This window comes from Chitinophaga rhizosphaerae (genome assembly GCF_003958645.1).
In the GTDB taxonomy this organism is placed as follows: Bacteria; Bacteroidota; Bacteroidia; order Chitinophagales; family Chitinophagaceae; genus Chitinophaga; species Chitinophaga rhizosphaerae.
On the sequence record NZ_RXLO01000013.1, the window covers coordinates 67,926 to 87,384 of the forward strand.

Annotated in this window: 16 protein-coding genes; 6 read left to right on the forward strand and 10 right to left on the reverse strand. The window is 56.2% G+C overall.

Annotated elements, in window-relative coordinates:
• The 3 genes from EJ361_RS22835 to EJ361_RS22845 are packed head-to-tail and all read right to left on the reverse strand — an operon-like array spanning position 1 to position 2,284.
• Complete coding sequence (locus tag EJ361_RS22835) at positions 1 to 1,677, reverse strand: cbb3-type cytochrome c oxidase subunit I (protein ID WP_126248723.1); 1,677 nt, start codon at positions 1,675 to 1,677, stop codon at positions 1 to 3.
• Positions 1,678 to 1,685: 8 nt separating this feature from the next.
• The gene (locus tag EJ361_RS22840) at positions 1,686 to 2,138 is read right to left on the reverse strand and encodes a cupredoxin domain-containing protein (protein WP_126248725.1); all 453 of its coding nucleotides are present in this window, start codon (positions 2,136 to 2,138) and stop codon (positions 1,686 to 1,688) included.
• 11 nt (positions 2,139 to 2,149) lie between these two features.
• The gene (locus EJ361_RS22845; protein ID WP_126248727.1) at positions 2,150 to 2,284 is read right to left on the reverse strand and encodes a cytochrome c oxidase subunit 2A; all 135 of its coding nucleotides are present in this window, start codon (positions 2,282 to 2,284) and stop codon (positions 2,150 to 2,152) included.
• 291 nt (positions 2,285 to 2,575) lie between these two features.
• Here EJ361_RS22845 and EJ361_RS22850 point away from each other — a divergent pair, with 291 nt between their 5' ends.
• Positions 2,576 to 3,256 carry a hypothetical protein gene (locus EJ361_RS22850; protein WP_126248730.1) on the forward strand — a complete coding sequence of 227 codons (681 nt, stop codon included), beginning with the start codon at positions 2,576 to 2,578 and terminating at the stop codon, positions 3,254 to 3,256.
• Positions 3,257 to 3,334: 78 nt separating this feature from the next.
• On the opposite strand, the gene EJ361_RS22855 is transcribed toward EJ361_RS22850, so the two are convergent.
• The 3 genes from EJ361_RS22855 to EJ361_RS22865 form a co-directional block, all read right to left on the reverse strand.
• On the reverse strand, positions 3,335 to 3,958 hold the full coding sequence (locus EJ361_RS22855; RefSeq protein ID WP_126248732.1) for a dihydrofolate reductase family protein: 624 nt from the start codon (positions 3,956 to 3,958) through the stop codon (positions 3,335 to 3,337).
• Positions 3,959 to 4,055: 97 nt separating this feature from the next.
• On the reverse strand, positions 4,056 to 4,853 hold the full coding sequence (locus tag EJ361_RS22860; RefSeq protein WP_126248734.1) for a hypothetical protein: 798 nt from the start codon (positions 4,851 to 4,853) through the stop codon (positions 4,056 to 4,058).
• A 67-nt stretch (positions 4,854 to 4,920) separates the two neighbouring features.
• Positions 4,921 to 5,904, reverse strand: coding sequence for a metallophosphoesterase family protein (locus EJ361_RS22865; protein ID WP_126248736.1), 984 nt, complete (start codon positions 5,902 to 5,904; stop codon positions 4,921 to 4,923).
• Between the two features lie 287 nt (positions 5,905 to 6,191).
• Between EJ361_RS22865 and EJ361_RS22870 the strand changes: the two genes are divergently transcribed.
• Both EJ361_RS22870 and EJ361_RS22875 read left to right on the forward strand, forming a co-directional pair.
• Positions 6,192 to 6,794: a sensor histidine kinase gene (locus EJ361_RS22870; protein WP_164714385.1), complete on the forward strand. Its 603-nt coding sequence runs from the start codon at positions 6,192 to 6,194 to the stop codon at positions 6,792 to 6,794.
• A 39-nt stretch (positions 6,795 to 6,833) separates the two neighbouring features.
• On the forward strand, positions 6,834 to 7,592 hold the full coding sequence (locus EJ361_RS22875) for a LytR/AlgR family response regulator transcription factor (RefSeq protein ID WP_126248740.1): 759 nt from the start codon (positions 6,834 to 6,836) through the stop codon (positions 7,590 to 7,592).
• Here EJ361_RS22875 and EJ361_RS22880 read toward each other — a convergent pair.
• Both EJ361_RS22880 and EJ361_RS22885 read right to left on the reverse strand, forming a co-directional pair.
• The gene (locus EJ361_RS22880) at positions 7,561 to 9,867 is read right to left on the reverse strand and encodes an ATP-binding protein (protein WP_126248742.1); all 2,307 of its coding nucleotides are present in this window, start codon (positions 9,865 to 9,867) and stop codon (positions 7,561 to 7,563) included. The genes EJ361_RS22875 and EJ361_RS22880 overlap by 32 nt on opposite strands.
• 3 nt (positions 9,868 to 9,870) lie before the next feature.
• Positions 9,871 to 11,370: a flavin-containing monooxygenase gene (locus EJ361_RS22885; protein ID WP_164714386.1), complete on the reverse strand. Its 1,500-nt coding sequence runs from the start codon at positions 11,368 to 11,370 to the stop codon at positions 9,871 to 9,873.
• 161 nt (positions 11,371 to 11,531) lie between these two features.
• On the opposite strand from EJ361_RS22885, the gene EJ361_RS22890 reads away from it, so the two are divergent.
• Together EJ361_RS22890 and EJ361_RS22895 are read left to right on the forward strand one after the other, a co-directional pair.
• Positions 11,532 to 12,428, forward strand: coding sequence for a class I SAM-dependent methyltransferase (locus tag EJ361_RS22890; RefSeq protein ID WP_164714387.1), 897 nt, complete (start codon positions 11,532 to 11,534; stop codon positions 12,426 to 12,428).
• A 65-nt stretch (positions 12,429 to 12,493) separates the two neighbouring features.
• The gene (locus tag EJ361_RS22895) at positions 12,494 to 13,408 is read left to right on the forward strand and encodes a serine hydrolase (protein WP_126248748.1); all 915 of its coding nucleotides are present in this window, start codon (positions 12,494 to 12,496) and stop codon (positions 13,406 to 13,408) included.
• On the opposite strand, the gene EJ361_RS22900 is transcribed toward EJ361_RS22895, so the two are convergent.
• On the reverse strand, positions 13,399 to 14,265 hold the full coding sequence (locus EJ361_RS22900; protein WP_126248750.1) for a hypothetical protein: 867 nt from the start codon (positions 14,263 to 14,265) through the stop codon (positions 13,399 to 13,401). The genes EJ361_RS22895 and EJ361_RS22900 overlap by 10 nt on opposite strands.
• Before the next feature lie 136 nt (positions 14,266 to 14,401).
• Between EJ361_RS22900 and EJ361_RS22905 the strand changes: the two genes are divergently transcribed.
• Positions 14,402 to 16,993, forward strand: coding sequence for a cation-translocating P-type ATPase (locus EJ361_RS22905; protein ID WP_126248752.1), 2,592 nt, complete (start codon positions 14,402 to 14,404; stop codon positions 16,991 to 16,993).
• A gap of 57 nt (positions 16,994 to 17,050) precedes the next feature.
• Here EJ361_RS22905 and EJ361_RS22910 read toward each other — a convergent pair whose 3' ends face one another.
• Positions 17,051 to 19,435, reverse strand: a complete 2,385-nt coding sequence (locus EJ361_RS22910; protein ID WP_126248754.1) for an ABC transporter permease — start codon at positions 19,433 to 19,435, stop codon at positions 17,051 to 17,053.
• Positions 19,436 to 19,459: the final 24 nt, after the last annotated feature.

Consider the following 19,459-nt stretch of genomic DNA (forward strand, 5'->3'; position numbering starts at 1 on the left):
TTATTTGCGCACCACGGGCACGGGGTCCGTCGGTTTATAAGGCGGCGCTTTGCGGTTGGTGTTGTTGATCGCGTCCGAAATGGCGGGCGCATAAGTCAGGAAAATGATCAAACCCATGATGGCGAGCCAGGGCTTGAAGCTGTCCAGCAGCGGTACCCGGCGCTCTTCGTGCAGCGTCTCGCTCACGGGCAGGTCTATCTCCGGCGCGGCAGACCGCTTGCGGAAACAGGTGCCGAAGAAGGAAATGAAATATAGCAATCCTGCCGTAAACATGATCCCGCCGCCGGCAAGCCCCAGCATCGACGATACCACCCAATAGGGGTTGAACTGCTCGCTGGAAGGGTTCAGGTAAGTAAGCCCCATGTTCGTCCGCCGCGGTTCGCCGATCAGTCCGCCATACATCAATCCGGCGGAAAAGATCAGTACGCCCACCGTCCAGAGATACGGTACGATGGTATTGAGCACCGGCGCGTAAATGCGCCTGCCCGTCAATTGCGACAGCATGTAAATGCTCATGCCCAGGATGGCCAGGAAGACCGGTCCGCCTACGGTGAGGTGGAAATGGCCGGGGATGAAAGACGTATTGTGGACAACGTTGTTCAGGGAGTAGGAAGCGTTGACCAACCCGGTGAGCCCGCCGAAAATGAACAGGATGAGCCCGTTGATGAGGTAGCCGAAGAGGAAGACGTCTTTCCGGAAGAACGGCAGTTTCCATATCCAGCTCCACAGCCCGGTGGCGCCCCGTTTCCGCGCGGCGTATTCCAGCGATGCAGCAATGGTGAATGCGGTGATGAAACTGGGAATGGCGACGCCGAAAGTGAGGATCGACTGGGTGAGCTTCACGCCGCGGCCGATAGACGGGTCGCCGAACTGGTGATGGACGCCGATGGGGATAGACAGGATGAGGAAGATGAAAAATGCGATGCGCCCCGCGTTGCCGGAGTATAGCTTGCCGCCGGCGAGTTTGGGCAGTATGGTGTAAAACATGATATAGGAAGGCAGCAGCCAGAAATAAACCAGCGCATGCCCGAAGAACCAGAACAGCGTACGGGCCAGCATGATGTTGATCTCCTGCGTCCAGCCGAGGCTCCAGGGCACGAGCATCACCAAAACTTCATACGCTACCGCGAGCGTACACACGAACCAGATCGTAAAGTTGACGAGTGTGCCGATAACGGCCACCGGTGTGGATTCCTGGGGATGTTCGCGCTTCCAGGAAAGGTACATCCGGATCCAGTCGAAATACGGGACCCAGGACCCCACGATCAGCATGGCCGTACCGATGTAAAACGCGGGATGCGCCTTCAGCGGCGGATAAAACGTATACAGTACGGACGCTTTCCCCGCGAGGATGGCCGCCGCGGCGAGGCCCGTCCCGATTACCATGAGCAGCATGGAAACGAGGGTGGCCGTTTTGTTCGGCTCGCGCTTCGTGTAAAAGATCATGGTGGCATGCCCGAAAGCTACGGCGAAGAACGTGGTGAGCACAATGGCGTTGATGACCCCGTGCAACGTGAGCCCCTGGTAATAATCCAGCCCGGCTACGGACGTCCGCTGGATGACCCCCGAGCGGTAGATCACCTGCATCAGCCCATGGTAAATACCCAGGGTGAGCAGTAAAATCGGAACGAACAGTTCGATGAGGAGGATGTTGCGAATAGGACGGCTTACCTGCATAGTAAGTGTTATTTTCTGGGATAGTTGACGATGATTTCCGCTTCCATGTTCTGATGGCCCGTACCGCAAAATTCGTGGCACACGATCTTGTAGACGCCGGGCTCCGTGAATGTAACGGTGGTTTTGGCCACGCCGCCGGGAACGGCCATGAGGTTCACGTTCTTGTCGAACACGTTGAACCCGTGCACCACATCCAGCGAAGTCACGAACAGGTCTACCTCACTGCCGACCGGTATATAACTGATGGCCGGTTCGAAATTCCACATCCGCGCTACATAGTAGATCTGGTACGTTTTGGCGTCTATCTGCTCCACCCGCGCCGTTTCGTAGGTCTTGTTGTAGGGCAGGCACTCCGATACGTCCTGGCGCCTGGCGCCCAGCGCGTAAAAGATGGAGAAAATGAACAGCGCCGAAACGGTTAGCGCGGTGATGATGACGTTTCTTTCAAATTTATCCAGCATACATTCCGGGTTTAAGACCGGGCCAGCATCACGAAATAAATGCCGAACCAGATCACGAGTCCGAGGAAGATCAATAGGGCGAAAAACGCGATCGCCCCTCGTGGAACGAATTTTTCCGGGGTTTCGCGCGGTGTGGATTCTGACATGGGGATATTTGGTTTATTAAATTACAACCCGGGGCGCGATTTGTTCATCCCGCTGTTGATTCCGCCACGTATTTCCACGCATTTTTCGGAAAAAGTATAAATCCTTGTAAATCAGGTATTATTTTTGCGACCCGGGTCCGCCGTGGCCCCGGAATTACTGGCAGCATATCTCCCGCACCCTTCCAAAGGAGCGCATATTCCCGGTATTTCCCGCCCAGGCCCGTTTAGCAGCAACCGGAACCATGACAGACCATGTCTGATTTATTGTATCATCAAAAAAACCATCTCATTATGCGACAAGGGAAAACCTTTGTGTTGTTAACCGCCGCCATCTTTGCGGCATTTACGATTATTTCCTGCAGCAAGTCCGACAAGAAAGACGATGCGCCCCGGGAGCAGCCCGGCAAGATCCCCGGAATGGGAGAAGCCGGCGGCGAACCCCAGGGCACCGCCCTCACCTTCCCGGCAGGCGTATCCATTTCCGGAACCCCGATCAGGGGCAAAGTGTGCGACACTGCTTATGAAGCAGGAAGCGGCGGCCTCGTTGAGGTTTGCGTAGCCTTCGTCAACAGTAACGCCGCAGCCGTTACGTACACCATCCCGGCGGGGCTCATCGTCATCTCCCAGGATGGCGACTACCAGAGCGGTATCCTTATCCAGAACACGACCATCGCCCTGAAAGCGAAATCCACCACACGCGTAGGCATAAAAATGTATTGCGTGAACTCGGGAAGGCACCCCAGTTCCGGAGAAATCACCTATAAAATCGGGCCCGTAACAAACAGCCCGCTCCTCCGCGAACTGCTCGATCTCCTGAAAAACAAGAGGACCGCCCTCACGGAATACCCGAATTTCGACGGCTACTTCGATGCGGTTTCCACCATCCAGATGCTGGTGTGGATGATCACCGACGGACAAGGCCTGGAGCGCACAACGTTGAACTCCCACTTGTCGTCCATTCCCAACAAGTAAATCCGTTCGCGGGTAAAAAACGAAATCCCGGCGTGCTGCTGCTGCGCCGGGATTTTTTTATCCGGATAGGTGATGTGCTTACTGGTTGTTGACTTTATAGAACATATGCGTCACGCGCGGAGAAGACACTACCCGATCGATCTCCAAAGAAAACGCGTCGCGGTCCAGCCCGTCGAGCAGCCGCAGGCCGGAGCCGATGATGGAGGGGGATTGGTGGATGATCAGCTCGTCTACCAGCCCTGCATTCAGGTATTGGCGAACGGTATTTGCCCCGCCGGAAATCCGGACATCTTTCCCGCCGGCGGCTTTCTTAGCTTTGGCCAGTACATCGCGGAGACTTTCGTTGGTAAAGTGGAACATCGTTCCGCCGGGCCGCTCCCAGGGATCGCGTTTTTCATGCGTGAGCACGTACACGGGTGCACGGAAAGGCGCATCGGCCGGCCAGCTCACTTCTCCTTCGTCGAACATCCGCTTGCCCAGGATGTAGGCACCGGCACGGGTGAAGACGTTTTCTACGATGGCATTGTCTTCCCCTTCGGTTAGCCCGCCTTCCATCCCCAACCGGCTGCGGAACGCATGCATGTCGAATACCCAGTCGTGAATAAAGGGCGCCGCGCCACCCATGGGGTTGGCGGGGCCGCCGTCGGGCCCGGCGATGAAGCCGTCTGCCGAAACGCCCATGCTGATGAATACCTTGCTCATAACTTATTTTATTTAGGAGGATACAAACCTAAGTAATTGTGGAACGGCAGGAGAGGGGGATTCGGGTCAATTTGGAGGTGGTTTGGGACAGCGGCCGCTATTGCATCCGCGGTTCGATGTACAGCGTATTGTCTGCCATGTTCCATTCCGAAATGTGCGTGGGAGACACTACCCGCATGGATGCCTGGTCGAACGCCTTAGGATGCAGCATGAGCGCGCAGATATCGGTTGCCGTGATGTAGGGGGAATTGGCCCTGCCATGGATGTGGCCCGAAGATTTGCGGCCCTTGGGCGTCATGAGCAGGTTGGTATGGAATTCCTTTTTGGCGATCAGTTCGTGTGCATTGTTAAAATAAAGCAGATAATCGTTCCCCAGTACAAAATTACTGTTGCGTGTGGAGGCGGAGAGCACATACACCTTCCTCGAGGCGCCTTCAATGATAGGCACCACCATAAAATAGGTATCTCTGGCCTTTTTAAAACCCGCGTCCTTTTCGAGCATAATTTGCACCAGCTTCCAAAGTTCGAAAACTTCTTTTTCGTAATCGGTCAAACCCCGGCCAACGGTGGTTTCCGCGGTTTGGGGATTGAGGCTGGAATCTAGCCGGCAACTGGTGGCCCGGCCGGGACGATGGTGATCGTAACTGTCTCTGTGCGGCATCACCAGCACATATTTTGAGTTTTCGCGGTAGCTGAAGAAGCCGGCGGCACGCAAAGAAAGGCTCCCTGTGGTGTCGGATTCGAACAATTCCACACCCGTATTGCAGGTTTGAACGAGTTGATACAGAAGAATGCCCTCCTGGCGGATGGAATCGGCGATGATGGCGAGGTTTTCCTGGGCGGAGGCGTGGATATGGCACAGCGCACCGACCCCCAGAAGCAGGATCTTTTTCATAGGATAGGATAAAATGCTCCCGAAATATACGATTATCCCGCAAATAGCCTATCCCACGAAGTGGTCTTTACCCTTTTTTGACGGGCGACAGCACTTTGAGACTGCGGTCGCTGATCCTCGGGGGGTACGTCGCCATTACCTTTTCCGGTGTTCCGGAAGGGTAACTGCTGCTGCGGCCGCGGATCTGCAACTTTCCCGACGGGTCTAATGTGATGAAGGCGAACAGCGAATCCTTGTAATAATGCGCGCCGGTATCGGTATAAATATAGGAAGCGCTGTTCATCATGAAATAATGGACGCTATTGCGCTCGCCGTATCGGTCGTCATGATCGTGCCCCATGAACACGGCGCATACTTTCGCATTGGAACCGGATCGTTCGGCCGCATAATTATGCTGGTCGAAGATGGTCAGGATATCGGCGGCGTTCCCCAGCTCGGTGGTCCACTCGCTGAGGAAAACGGGCTGATGCATGAAGACCACCACCGGCGCTTTCGCCGCTGCGAGGTCCTGTGCAAGCCATTCCAGCTGTTCCGGGTCGGTGAACGAGCGTTGTTCGGACGGCAGGGGCCCCCAGTTCGAGGTATCGTAAGGCGCCAGCGCGCCGTCTTTCCCGCGCAGATAATTCCGGTCCATGATCACGAAATGGAATCCGCCCATATCAAAGGAATAATACCTTTTTTCCATCCCCCACAACGCCATTATAGTAGCCTTGTCGCACACGTCCATATCGTGATTGCCGATAACGTGGTATTTGGGGCCTTTGAACCGGTTCCACTCGGCCATGATGATATCGGAGCCTTTGGGACGGCAAAAATCGCCGCACTGGAGAATGAAATCCGGTTTCTCCTCCATCACCGCATCCATAAAAGCTTTCATCCGCCGCTCCTCGTTTTTCCCGAACTGGAGATGGTGAAGATCAGTGATGAACCCGATCCGCAATGGCTTGCGGAACGATTCGCCGGCAGGAGGAATGGCAAAGGAAAACCCGGGCAAAAGGGACGCAAAGGCGCCCAGTCCGGCGCGTTGCACGAAAGTACGACGTGTCTGCATATCAATACATTAAGAATAGCAATGGAGAACAAAATACGAATTTCCCCCCATCCGTTAACCCAAACCCCCCATCCGTTAATTCCCGCTTCCCCACAGCCGTTTAATTCGTCAACTTTGTTGTCAAAGCAGAGGAGTAATCTATGGTTACAGGTTGGATATTCGGCGCAGTCGCAGCAGGGTTACTGATCATGTGGGGGGTAAGATCGTATGGATGTACGGTTAGACTGCGCGGACGTGTGAGGGCTCAATCGGATTTGCTCCGTAAGCAAGGGGCTGAACTGGAGAGAATGGAGGGTTTGTTGGGATTGAAATTGTTGCAGGCGAGGCTCAACCCCCATTTTCTCTTCAACTCCTTGAATTCCATTCAGTATTTCATCAGCCTGGACGATAAAAAAACGTCGCTCCAGTACATCGGACGGTTTTCGGCGTTTCTCCGGAAAATGATCCGGTACGGCGACGAAACGGCCATTCAACTCAACGACGAAGCGGAACTGGTGCGTGACTATCTACTGTTAGAGCAATACCGGTTCCCCGACCGGTTCGAATTCGAGATCAACCTGGTCGGGGATGCCGGCCTGGAAGACATTCCCCCGTTCCTGACGCACCACCTCGTGGAAGAAGCGCTCTATCGCGGGGTTTTGCATCTCGACAGCACGGAAAAAGGTTGGATCCGGATCGAAGTGAAACCCGAGGGCGACAGCATCCGCATGGAAATTTCGGACAACGGCAAAATGGGCGATTTCGGCCGCGAAACGGAAGATCATTCCGCCATGCTGGACGAGCGCATCCGCCGGTTCAACGCCCTTCACACCCGGAACATCCGCCTCGAAACCCGGAAAGCAGGCGTGGAAGGAGGGCGCGAAAACACGGCCGTAGTCACCATCCGATAAAAAAAACACCGTATCTTGTTACCACCTCAAAACCCGTTTATGAAAATCAAGGCGCTCATTGTGGAAGATGAAATCCTGAGCCGCGAATTCCTATCCAACATGGTCCGCGAGCACTGCCCGCAGCTGGAGCTTGCCGGCACGGCGTCTAACGTAGACGAAGCCATTCAGCAAATAGAAACACTTTCCCCGCAACTGGTTTTCCTCGATATCGAAATGCAGACAGGCACCGGGTTCGATGTGCTCCAACGCACGGCCGGCCGCCAATTCCATGTCATTTTCACCACCGCGTTCGATCATTACGCCATTAAAGCCATCAAGTTTTCCGCCGTAGATTATCTGCTCAAACCGATCGCGTTCGACGAGCTGCAACAGGCCGTGGATAAAGCGATCAGGCAAATGGAGTCCGCGTCCGGCGATAACCGCCTCGACCTTCTGCTTAAAAATATCACCCGCCCCTCCGGCGACGATTTCTGCATCAGCCTTTCTACCTCCGAAGGCGTCGATTTCGTGCCGCTTTCCACTATCATCCGCCTCGAAGCCAAAGGCCCGTACACGATTTTTTTCCTGAAAGACGGCCGGCAGATCATGGTAAGCCGGAACCTGAAGGAGTATGAGAACTCGCTCCAGGAATACGGTTTCTTCCGCATCCACAACTCCAACATCATCAACCTCAAGGATGTGAAACGCTGGGTGAAGACGGACGGCGGCTATGCCATCATGAGCGACGGCGCCATGGTAGCCATTTCCCCTAAAAAGAAAGAAGATTTTATGATGCTGATGACAAGGCGGACGGTGTAAGTTCCGCCAGTTCTGCGATCGCCTGTTCGATCACGCGCCTGATCTTTTGCAGTTGCGCGGGCTCGGCCATGCGCGTTTGTTGCAGTGTCCGCAGCTCGCCACCGATATGTTCCGCCAGGCCGAAGAACCCGGCAGAGGTGCTCATGGTGTGCGCGATCTTGTACAGCTGTTCCCCGTTGCCCGATGCGGCGGCTTTTTCGAGGGCTTTCAGGTCTTTCGGGGCCTGCTGCGCGAAAGTGCGGATCATTTCCTGCATGAACGCGGCGTTGTGGCGGGTTTGCTCGCGAAGGAAACGGAGATCGGCCACGGCGGCGGGGCGGTTGCCGGCAATGACCGACAGCAGCTCGTTTTCGCGGAAAGGTTTGGAAAGATAGCCGTTCATGCCCGCGGCGATGCATTTTTCCTTTTCGCCGCTGAACGCATGGGCGGTGATGGCGATGATCGGCGTTTGCAAACCCAGCTCACTGCGGATTTTCCGTGTGGCGGCGTATCCGTCCATACCGGGGATTTGGATGTCCATCAGGATGACGTCTGCCGTGTTTTTCCGCAGCCAGGTCAGCGCTTTTGTGCCGCTGTTGACGCCAAACGCCGTGTAGCCGTTGTTTTCTAGCATGAGGCGCGTCATTTTCTGGTTCAGGACGTTGTCTTCTACGACCAATACCCTGCAACCCGCGCCCCCTGTGGCGACGGTGGCTTCGGGCTGGCTGATGTCCTCATGCGCCGGGGCTTTCACGAACGGTAATTTGACAGTGAACTCGGAACCCTTGCCCGGTTTGCTTTCCAGCGTGATGGAACCGCCCATGATCTGCGCCAGTTCCCGCGCAATGGCGAGCCCCAGGCCGGAGCCGCCGTATTTCCGGGAAATGGCCGTATCCGCCTGCGTAAACCGCTCGAAAACCGACGCCTGTTTGGCCGCGGAAATCCCGATGCCGGTATCGCGGATGCGGAAAACGGCACGCAGGGAATGTGAAGTATCCGCCTCGGCCGTGCAGCTAATCGTAACGCCGCCTTTTTCGGTGAATTTGACGGCGTTGGAAATGATGTTCAACAAGATCTGCGACACGCGCATGCTGTCGCCCAGGAGCGGCTGCGCCAGGGGCTCGTCGATGGTGAGCGTGTATTGCAGGTCTTTACTGCGGACCTTCGGGTCGAGCATGAGCCCGATGGCGTGCAGCATCTGGGGGATGTTCAACGGCGCGGCGGCCACGGAAATCTTGCCCGCGTCCAGCTTGCTGAGGTCCATGATATCGTTGATGGTCGCGAGCAGGTTGCTGCCGGAAGTGGAAATGGCTTCGAGGTATTCGTTTTGGCGGGCAGACAGGCGCGTTTTTTTCAGCAGCTCCGTGAAACCGAGGATCGCGGTGAGCGGGGTGCGCAGCTCGTGGCTCATATTGGCCACGAATTCCGATTTCGTGCGCGACGATTCTTCCGCCATCACCCTTGCCTTTTCCAGTTGTTCTTCGATGGTTTTACGGAGGAAGAAAGTCGGGATGTCGGGCGTGATCACGGAAGTGGCCGGCATCCCGTTTTCCCGCGCCAGGCGCTGCAGATGCTCATTGATCTTGTGTGGGGGCGACATGACGAACGTACATTGCGCATCGCCTTTCGCACGGCAGCTCACTTCCACCGCGGTGAGCGGCAGCCCGAAACTTTCCTGGCACCAGCCGGTGGAATACCCGGCGCTCATGATGCAAACCGGTGCATCGGATTTTACGCCGGCGCGTACCCAGGCGTCCGCTTCGAATGAAAACGGGTGGTGATAGTGGAGGAAATAGCGGTCGTCGGGCGAGGGCGTACTATCCGGCAGGATATCCACGAAAGCCCAGCCCGTATAAGCGAAATGCACCGGCCCGGCCGACAGGCGCGACAGCGGGTCGGTGACATTCATTTTTGCATGGAAAGCCTTGGCGTCGTTGATGCCGATGGCGTGGGAAATATCGAACAAAAAATCGCGCCCGATCCCGAAAGCCTCGCTCTGGCCGCGGTCTGCATAGAGATGGCGGATGCTGTCGAGAAAATCTTTCGAAAAAGCGGAAGCCCTTACCAGCACGTATCGCTCGCCCGAAATTTCGATGGTGCCTTCCGAGGGGCGCATCCGGATATCGGAAAAGTAGGATTTCACCGTTTGTTCCGCTGCGCGGAAATAAGGATCGAACGCCGCCGGTACTTTGACGGACGGGGCATCTGAAGCTGGCTGTGGATGCGGGCCGGAAGCGGCGGCTTCCAGTTCCCTGATCCGGTTTTTCAACGCTGCGATCTGATCGGTTGCTTTCATGTTTTACGCGATAGCGTCTGCGGTGCGGACGGCCGCCCGAGACTGGGGTACATCCTTTGGGGAATCTCCCAGTAAAATACGATAATCTTTCGGGTTGATCGGCTTAAAAAATTCGTACGGCAACCAGCGGGTGGCGGTGGTACGAAGGCCCATGTCGCGCATTAGCTGGTCCAAATGCATGAAATTGAACGGCGCCACGCAGGTGCCGCTGAACTCCCCGGCAATCGGCCTCCCGGATTGGCGCCAGTTGCCCATGAACGTCATGTCCGCGCGGATCTGTTCGGGAGGCGGAAGGCGCAAATTTCCTTGTGCATAACGGACCAGCCAGTTGGCGGCGATTTCGGAAGTGAGGGTCGTGAACAGACTGGAGTTATATCCTACGAATCCCAGGTTCGGCACATCGGGATGGAGGATGTTGCGGAACAGCCGGAAATGCCCCTGTTCGCCGATGATATGTTGCCGGTGCCGCGCGTCGAGGAAGGGCAGGGTTTGACGGAACCCTGTGCCGCAAACGAGCACGTCTGCCTGCAATGAACCGCCGTTTTTGAGATGTATGACATCGCCCTCGATCCTTTCTATTTCCGTTTGCTGCGCCCGGATGGATCCGGCTTTCACTTTCTCGTAAAACCCTTCCGGCGCCACGCCCAGGCTGCAGCTGATCTGGTCTTCGATGCGGTGGGTGGGGAGCATGTTGCAGGCTTTCAGTTTGAACTGGGTTTTTAATAAGAGTTCCAGTCCCCGCCATTGCATCCATACCATGGGCTTGCCGGCGGAATGGAGGAATTTCTGGAACGGGGTTTTATATGGTGCGTTAAAGAAAGCTTCGGAGAAGCGCGAGAAAAGGAGGTAACGCATATTGATGAGGTTCCCGAAGTAGCGCGGCACTTTCCATTGCGCCTTGCGGAACAGCAGATGCGTTTCCGTGGCGATGCCGGCCGACAAGGTAGCCACGTCTGTCGCGGATTTGGCGAACCCCACTACGGCCACGCGCTTTCCTTTCAATGCGGCGGCATCGGTGATCTGGCTGGAATGGAGGAGCTGGCCCCTGAAAGATGCCGCACCGGGGAAATCGGGAATGCTGGGCGTGCTGAAAGTGCCGGTGCAAACGGCCATGAAATCGAACACCTGGGTGTCCGTTTGTCCGGAAGGCAAGTGGGTGACGTCTGCCAGCCAGGCGCCATCTTCGTGGCGCAGCCAGGAAACGGCCGAGTTGAACCGGATGTTGGGCAATAGGCCGAAGTGTTCGGCGTACGATTGCAGGTAGCGTTGCACCTGTTCGCCGGAAGGCCAGAGCGGATAATCTTTCGGCATGGGGAAGTCGGAAAAGGCGTATTCGTCGCGGGTAGTTTGGGTGGCAACGCCGTGATAGGAGCGGCTTTTTTCCCATACACCGCCGATAGCGGCGGCTTTTTCGAACAGGGTGACGCGGTAACCCGCGCCCAGGAAAGCTTTTGCGGTGACGAGGCCACTGAGGCCCGCGCCGATGATACCGATGTGTTGCATGACAATGGGGTTTTGTTCCGTGAAATTAGGGATGCGCTTCCCCGTTCGAAAGCGCCGATTAATGATTGGCGCCTCCCGGTTAACCCAAAAGCACTCTCCATTAATTGCGCCGTCCATCACCGCACCCGATCCCGCACATTTACAAAAAAATGTTACCCCAAATGTTAGCAACATCCGCATCATTCCGGTTTTTACACCGCATCATCGGCAACGGTGGCCCCGAGCCCCACGAATACGCCGAACTGAACGAGATCTTCGAATACATCGCCGCGGCCCTCCGGGCCGGGGAGTTTTCGAAAGCAGACCAGGAATCCCTGTACGAAGGGTTCGGCAGCAACGAAGCCATCGGCCACACCATCCTCGGCCATGCCCGCGCCAAACCGTTCGGATATGCCGGCGATTTTCTCATCATCGATAAAATTTACCGCCAGGAAGTAACGGAAGACAGCCGCCTCAGTAAATGGGACATCTTCTGGCATCGCCAACCCGCTACCCGCGCGGTCCGCAACCGGAAAGACTACTTCATCCGCATGGTCCGCAAAACCCTCCGCGCCCGCGATTCCTTCCGCCTGCTCAACATCGCCAGCGGCCCGGGGCGCGATCTCGCGGAAGCGTATGCCCGTATCGATCCCGCCAGGATGCAAACGGTTTGCGTGGAAGCCGACGATAAAGCCATCGCTTACGCGTCAAATCTCAACGTTTCCTTCAAACATCACATCGAATTCATTCATCGCAATGTATTCCGCTTCGATACGCACCAGCGGTTCGATGTGGCCTGGAGCGCAGGACTGTTCGATTATTTCGAGGACGGCGTTTTCGTGAAACTGTTGCAAAAGATGATGGGCTGGACGAAGCCCGGCGGCGAAGTGATCGTCGGGAATTTCGGGGACCATAACCCCACGCGCGGTTATATGGAGATCATCAGCGAATGGTACCTCCATCACCGTTCCGCCGGCCACTTGCGCGAGCTGGCTTTGCGCGCCGGTGCGGATGCGGAGCGGGTGTATGTGGAACGCGAGCCCGAGGGCGTGAACTTCTTCCTGCACATCGGCGTGTAACCATTGGTAAAGCCGGCGAAATTTTTTATTTTGGGTCATCCTTCCCAAACCCAGGATTCCCCATTATGCCGAACCATCGCTTTTGTCTCCGGACGCTCTGCCTTTTCGTGGCCCTTCCGCTCGCGGCCTTTTCCCAGAAGGAAGACCGTAAACTCACCGCCCAATTGCTCGAACTGACGCGCAGTTTCAACGGCGACGTGGGTATTTACGTGCAGCACCTGAAAACGGGCCGCTTCGCCGCCATCAACGCCGATACGGTGTTCCCGACCGCCAGCATCGTGAAAGTACCGCTGCTGGTAGGGCTGTTCGACAAGATCGATAAAGGGGAACTGAGTTACCACCAGCCCATGGTGTACCGCGATTCCGCGAAATACGGGGGCTCGGGGCTGATGAAGCTCTTCAAAGACAGCGCTGAAACGGAAATCAGCGTGATGGCCGCGCTCATGATGTCTTACAGCGACAACACCACTTCGCTCTGGATCCAGTCACTGGCCGGCGGCGGGCAACGCGTCAATGAAATCCTCGAACAATATGGTTTCAAAAACACACGCGTGAACTCGCGCACGCCCGGCCGGGCCGACATCTGGAAGATTTACGGTTGGGGGCAGACCACGCCCCGCGAAATGACGCGCCTGGTCTCGATGATCCGGAAAGGGGAGATTTTAACCCCCGCCGCCTGCGACCGCATGTACCGCCTTATGTGCCGCGGGTATAACGACGAATCTTCCCTGTCGCAGATCCCGCCTTATGTACAGGCTGCGCATAAAACAGGGGCGGTAGACGATGCGAGGGGGGAAGTGGTGCTGGTGAATGCGCCGCACGGCGATTACGTGTTCCAAATCGCCACGAAGAACATTAAAGACCAACGTTGGGCGGTCGACAATGAAGCGGTGGTATTGATCAGGAACGTATCGGCGGCGATCTGGCGGCATTTTGAGCCGGATAGCGACTGGAAGCCGCTGTACACGGTTTACAGGTGATTCATTTCATACACTCTTTCAAGCAGGTCGATCTTTTCCTGCTCCGGCATGTCCGGCGCCTTGATCATGCAATTGTAGAGGAGGTTGCCGCGGGTGCCGAACAGGAAATACATGTTGTTCTGACCATTTTTGGCCTGCCCGCAGATATAGGCCTTTTCGTGGTTTTCGGTGAGCTTGCGGACCGTCATCCGTGATTCCTCGCGAAGGGTGCGGGCGTCCCAATTATAATACGCGAGGGCGTTTTCGAAGTCGGTACGCTCGCGCACGAACACGTCCAGCGCTTCGCCCGGCATCACGCAAATGGCGATCACGGTAGAGTCGGTATTGGTGAGGATGATTTGCTGCTTTTTGTCTTTCAGGCATTCCTGGAGCTTCCAGGCGCCGGGGAGGCGAAGCTCCGGCTGATAACGGTTGTATTTCACGACCGTGGTGTCTTGCACGGACTGGAACGCATAGTTGTATTCGGAACAGTCACTGATATTGGTCAGCACCAGCCGCCCGTCTTTCACCTGCCCGCGGAGGAAGGCCGGCTGCCCGTCTTCCGAAGTGGAGCCCATGCTGCCGCCGTTACCCAGGTGCATCACCAGCTCGCCGCCCTGCATGGTGTAGGTGCCTTTCTGGGCGTATTTACTGTTCCGGCCGAACCATTCCGCCACGCTTTGGGCATTGTCTGATGGCACGGATTGCAGAAAAAATACCCCGTTCGGGTAAAATCGGAGATACGTGTGAACGGCGGTGGATACCTCGGGCACACGGCCCGTAGGGGCGGAATAAAGCCCGTCGAACTGAAGATTTTGCGCAAGCAGGCAGTTAGCCTGCATCAAAAGGCACACGAAAGCAATAATACGCGCTGGCATGTATGTAACAGTTATAGGTAGTCTGAATTAGATTTAATTTACAACGAATTTTTCATATAAAAACGTGTTTGCGTCACCGAATCGGTAACAAATTTGTTGCTCATTTGTAAAGTCTTGACACACCAACACTTGCTGCATGGAATTTCATAGCCGTATCGAAGATTTAATACAGCAGTTCGGGGCCGACCCATCCGCCGGGCTCTCCCCCGGTCGATCGGCCGCGCTGCTGGCCGAATATGGGCCCAATGAACTGGCCGCCACCCGGCGGGAGTCGCCCTGGCTGATCCTTTTGCACCAGTTCATGAGCCCCGTGATCTACCTGCTGCTCATCGCCATGGGCATGTCTTTGTTCTTCCGGGAATGGCTGGACGCGATCGCCATCGCCGTGGTGATCCTGCTCAACGCATTGATCGGCTTCATTATGGAATTCCAGGCGGAAAAGGCCATGGACGCCCTCCGGCAGCTGACGACGCAGTCGGCCCGGGTGCTCCGGGGCGGACGGGTCACCGAAATCCCTTCCACGGAAATCGTCCCGGGCGACATCCTGCTGCTCGACGCCGGAGATATGGTGCAGGCCGACGGCAGGATACTCGCATCCACTAGCCTCCAGGCGGATGAATCTGCCCTTACCGGGGAATCCCTCCCGGTCGAAAAATCGCCGGCGGAGCTGCCGGAAGATACGCCCTTGGCCGAGCGGACGAACATGGTCTACAAAGGGACCTTTATCCGTAACGGCAACGCTCAGGTGCTCTGTACCGCCACCGGCATGAAAACCGAACTGGGGCAGATCGCGCATATGGTGGCGGGGGCGCAGAAATCGGCCACGCCGCTGGAAAAGAAGCTGGAAAGCTTCAGCAAACGGCTAATCGGCATCACGGTGGTGATCGTGATCCTGATTTTCGGGGCGGGCGTGCTGAACCAGGTCCCTATCCTGGAAATGCTGAAAACATCCATCGCGCTGGCCGTGGCGGCCATTCCGGAAGGTTTGCCCGTGGTGGCGACGCTGAGCCTGGCGCGGGGGATGATCAGCATGGCGCGGCAGAACGTGATCGTGAAAAAGCTCTCCGCCGTGGAAACCCTCGGGGCCACGACGGTTATTTGCACCGATAAAACCGGGACGCTGACGGAAAACAGGATGCAGGTGACGGAGGCCTGGCTGCCTGCCGCCGCCTGGAAACAGGGTGAGGAGCCCCCGGCCGGAGAGGCCTTCCGCCTGCTGCGGGAAACGGCGGTCCTTTGCAACAACGCCACCCTGAACGGCGATCAGCACATCGGAGACCCCATAGAAGTGAGCCTGCTGCAATTTGCCGGGGAAACGGGCGAGGAGGCGGAACCGCTCCGCATCGCTTTCCGGAAGTTAGACGAAGCCCCCTTCAATTCCGATACCCGCGTCATGGCTACACTGCATCAAAACATCGGCCAGTTCCGCGTTTCCGCCAAAGGCGCCACGGAAGACCTGTTGGGATACTGCACTTTCATCCTCGAAAACGGCCAACGCGAACCGCTTACCGACGCCCATAAGAAAGAATGGATGGAAGCCACCGAAAAGCTGGCCGCATCGGGCCTTAAAACCCTTGGCTATGCCAGCCGGGAAGAAAGCGACCGGCCAGGTGAAATGCTGCAGGAGCTGGTGTTCCTCGGTATTACCGGGTTCATGGACCCGCCACGCGCCGGCGTAAAGGCAGTTATCCGCGAATGCCACGGCGCGGGCATCAGGGTGCTCATGCTCACGGGCGACCATCCCGCCACGGCCGCTACCATCGCCAAACAGCTGGACATCGTGGAGGAAGGGCAAAGGGCAGTGGTCACGGGCCGCGAGCTGGAAAAAGACGCCGGGGCCTGGGAAGGTGCCGCCGTGTTCGCCAGGGTAAGCCCCAAACAGAAACTCGACCTCGTGAAAGGGCTGCAGGAACAACATCAGATCGTAGCCATGACGGGCGACGGCGTCAACGACGCGCCGGCGCTCAAAAAGGCGGATATCGGTATCGCGATGGGGATCCGCGGCACACAGGTGTCGCAGGAAGTGGCGGATATGGTGCTGAAAGACGATGCCTTCCAGTCGATCGTGACGGCCGTGCGGCAGGGGAGGGTCATTTTCACGAACATCCGCCGGTTCATCATTTTCCTGTTATCCTGCAACCTGAGCGAATTGCTGGTAATCGGGCTGGTGGCCACTTTCAATATTCCCTTTCAGCTGGTGGCCATTCAGATCCTGTTCATTAACCTCATTACCGACGTATTCCCGGCCATGGCGCTGGGTTTTACGGAGGGAGACGAAACCGTCATGCAGAAAAATCCCCGCGATCCGCGCAAGCCCATTCTCAGCCGCAACGGTTGGACGTGGATCTGGGTATACGCTGCCGTTATCGGTGGAAGCGCATTGGGTGCGGCTTTCACGGCGGAGTATTTCCGGGAAGGGGAAACGGACCTGCATGCGGCCAATAACGTACTTTTTTATACCCTCATCCTTTCCCAGCTCTTTCACGCGCTCAGCATGAAGGAACCGCGCGAAAAGTTCATCGGGGGCCCCGTGATGCGGAATAAATACCTGATCGGTTCGATTTTTCTCAGTGCGGGGCTCACGTTCGGCTGCCTGTTCATCCCGCCGGTGGCAGAGGCGCTGCGGCTGCAGATGATGCCGGCGATAGACTGGTGGCTGACGCTGGGTTTCAGCCTGGCGTCGTTGCTGGTGGTACGGCTGCTGTCGGGATTATTTATGCGGAAGTGATACAAAAGCAAAACGGCCCCGTTCCCGGAGCCGCGTTGCAAACGATAGAAGAAAAGATTATTCGGACCGGAGGCTTTTGACGGGGTCCGCCAAAGCCGCGCGGATACTTTGCGTGCTGATGGTCAGGATGGCGATGGACATGGCGCCGAGGCAGGTGAGCGCGATAATGTCCCACGAAATGATGGTCCGGTACTCGAAATCGTTCAGCCAGTGTTGCATGGCCCACCAGCCCAGCGGCACCGCTATCGCCAGGGCGATCAATACCAGGATGGCGAAATCGGTAGACATGAGCCGCCACAGGCTGAATACGGATGCGCCCAACACTTTCCTGACGCCAATTTCCTTGGTGCGCTGCTCCGCCATGAAGCTCGCCATGCCGAAGAGCCCCAGGCAACTGATGAAAACCGCCAGCATGGCGAAATAGGCCGACAGCTTCCCGATCCGCTGTTCAGATAAAAACTTCTGTTTGTATTGCACATCCACGAATTCATATATAAAGGGGATCCCTGGATCGTGTTTGGCGATAATCCCCTCCAGTTGCTTGAGCGAAGCCTGGATCGGTTTGCCGGGATCAAGGCGCATGAGGAACAGGTCACCCCGGCCTGCATCGATGTTCCAGACAGTTCGGAATACAGGCGTATAAGGCGATTGCATGATCATGTCTTTCACCACGCCTATCACCTTGTACGATCGGTCGTCTTTTTTTACGACAGATCCGATGGGAGTTTTCAACTGCATGAATTTCACCGCCGTTTCATTGAGGACGATGGCGTTGGAATCGGAAGCGAACTGCTTTGAAAAGTCGCGCCCCTGGATTATTTCCCATTGAATGGCCTTGCCATAATCGTGTGAAACTTCGATTTGGGCGAAGTTTCCCTGCGCACCGGCTTCCATCCCTTCCCAGGTAAACCCGTTGTTGATAGCGTTCACGCTGTTGGGTGGCGATGTAGCGGTCGCCATCTCAACAACCGCACCAGTTGCCAATGCTTCGCTACGGATGGCCTCGTAATGATTGCGCAATTCGTCGGTGGAAATGTACGTGTAGATAAGTCCTTCGCGGTCGTATCCCACCGGCCGTTCCTGCGCATGGCGTATTTGTTTGAAAACGATGAGGGTGCCGATGATCAGCACCACCGAAACGGTGAACTGTAGTACCACCAGGGCTTTCCGGGGCGTGGCAGCATACCGGCCCGCCTTGAACGTGCCTTTCAATACTTTCACCGGCTGGAAAGACGACAGGTAGAAAGCTGGGTAACTACCTGCCAGCAAACCCGTCACCAGTACGATCGCCAGGCCGGATAACCAGAAAGCCGGCGCTTGCAGGGGAAGCGACATCCTTTTGCCCGCAATATCGTTGAATATGGGCAATACGGCGGCTACTAACGCGATCGACAGTACGAAACCGATCAGCGCGAGCAGGGTAGATTCGGTGAAGAACTGGAAAATCAGTTGTTGGCGATGAGACCCCACGGCCTTCCTGATACCCACCTCCCGCGCACGTTTTTCGCTGCGGGCGGTGCTGAGGTTCATGAAATTGATGCAGGCCAGCAGCAGCACGAATATACCGATGATGCCGAAAAGCCAGACGGAATTGATCCGGCCGCCGACGTTTTTACCATATTTCCAGTCGCCGTATAAATGCCATTTGTCCATCGGCCAAAGGAACACAACCGGGTTGTAAGCTTTTTCCGCAGCGCGTACTTTATCCATTTTCACGTTCTTAATTTTCCCGGAAACAGTTGCCAGGTCTGCATGATCGGCCAGTTGGGCATAAGTTTGCGTGAAGTTGGAACGCCAGGGGTTCTCCAGTTCCCTGATCCAGGGATTGTCTGCAAGGTATAAAGACCATGGGCAAATGAAATGCAGCGATGCAAATTCCGAATTTTTCGGTAAGTCTTTATACACGCCGGTCACTTTAACCGGTAGCTTGTTGTTGAGTTTGAGCATCTGGCCAACCGCTTCGCCGTCGCCGAAAAACGCTTTGGCGGACGATTCGGAAAGCATGATGGAATTAACGTCTTTCAACCCCTCCCGTGTTCCGGCCAGCATTTCCAAAGACAGCATGTCCGTTATGCCCGGCTCGAAAAAGTTACCCATGCGGGAAAGGGCCTTATCGTTGTGGGACAGCACATACCCGCCGGGCCAGCTCGCCTGTACCACATGCTTGAAATCGGCGCCGTATTTCTCTTTGATCGCTTCGGCCATCTGGTAAGGATTGGCCGTTTGTGTGCCGGTTTCTCCGTTGAACGTCTGGTGTTGCATCACCTGCACGATGCGGTCGTGATTCGGGAAACCCTTGTCGAACGTCAGCTCGTCGTGGAGCCAAAGCCCGATCAGGAGGGCTACGGCCATCCCGATCGATAGTCCCGCGATGTTGATCAGCGAGAACGTCTTGTTTTTGAGGAGATTCCTCCAGGCGATTTTGAGATAATTCCGGATCATGGGAAATCGATTCACCAAGGAAAT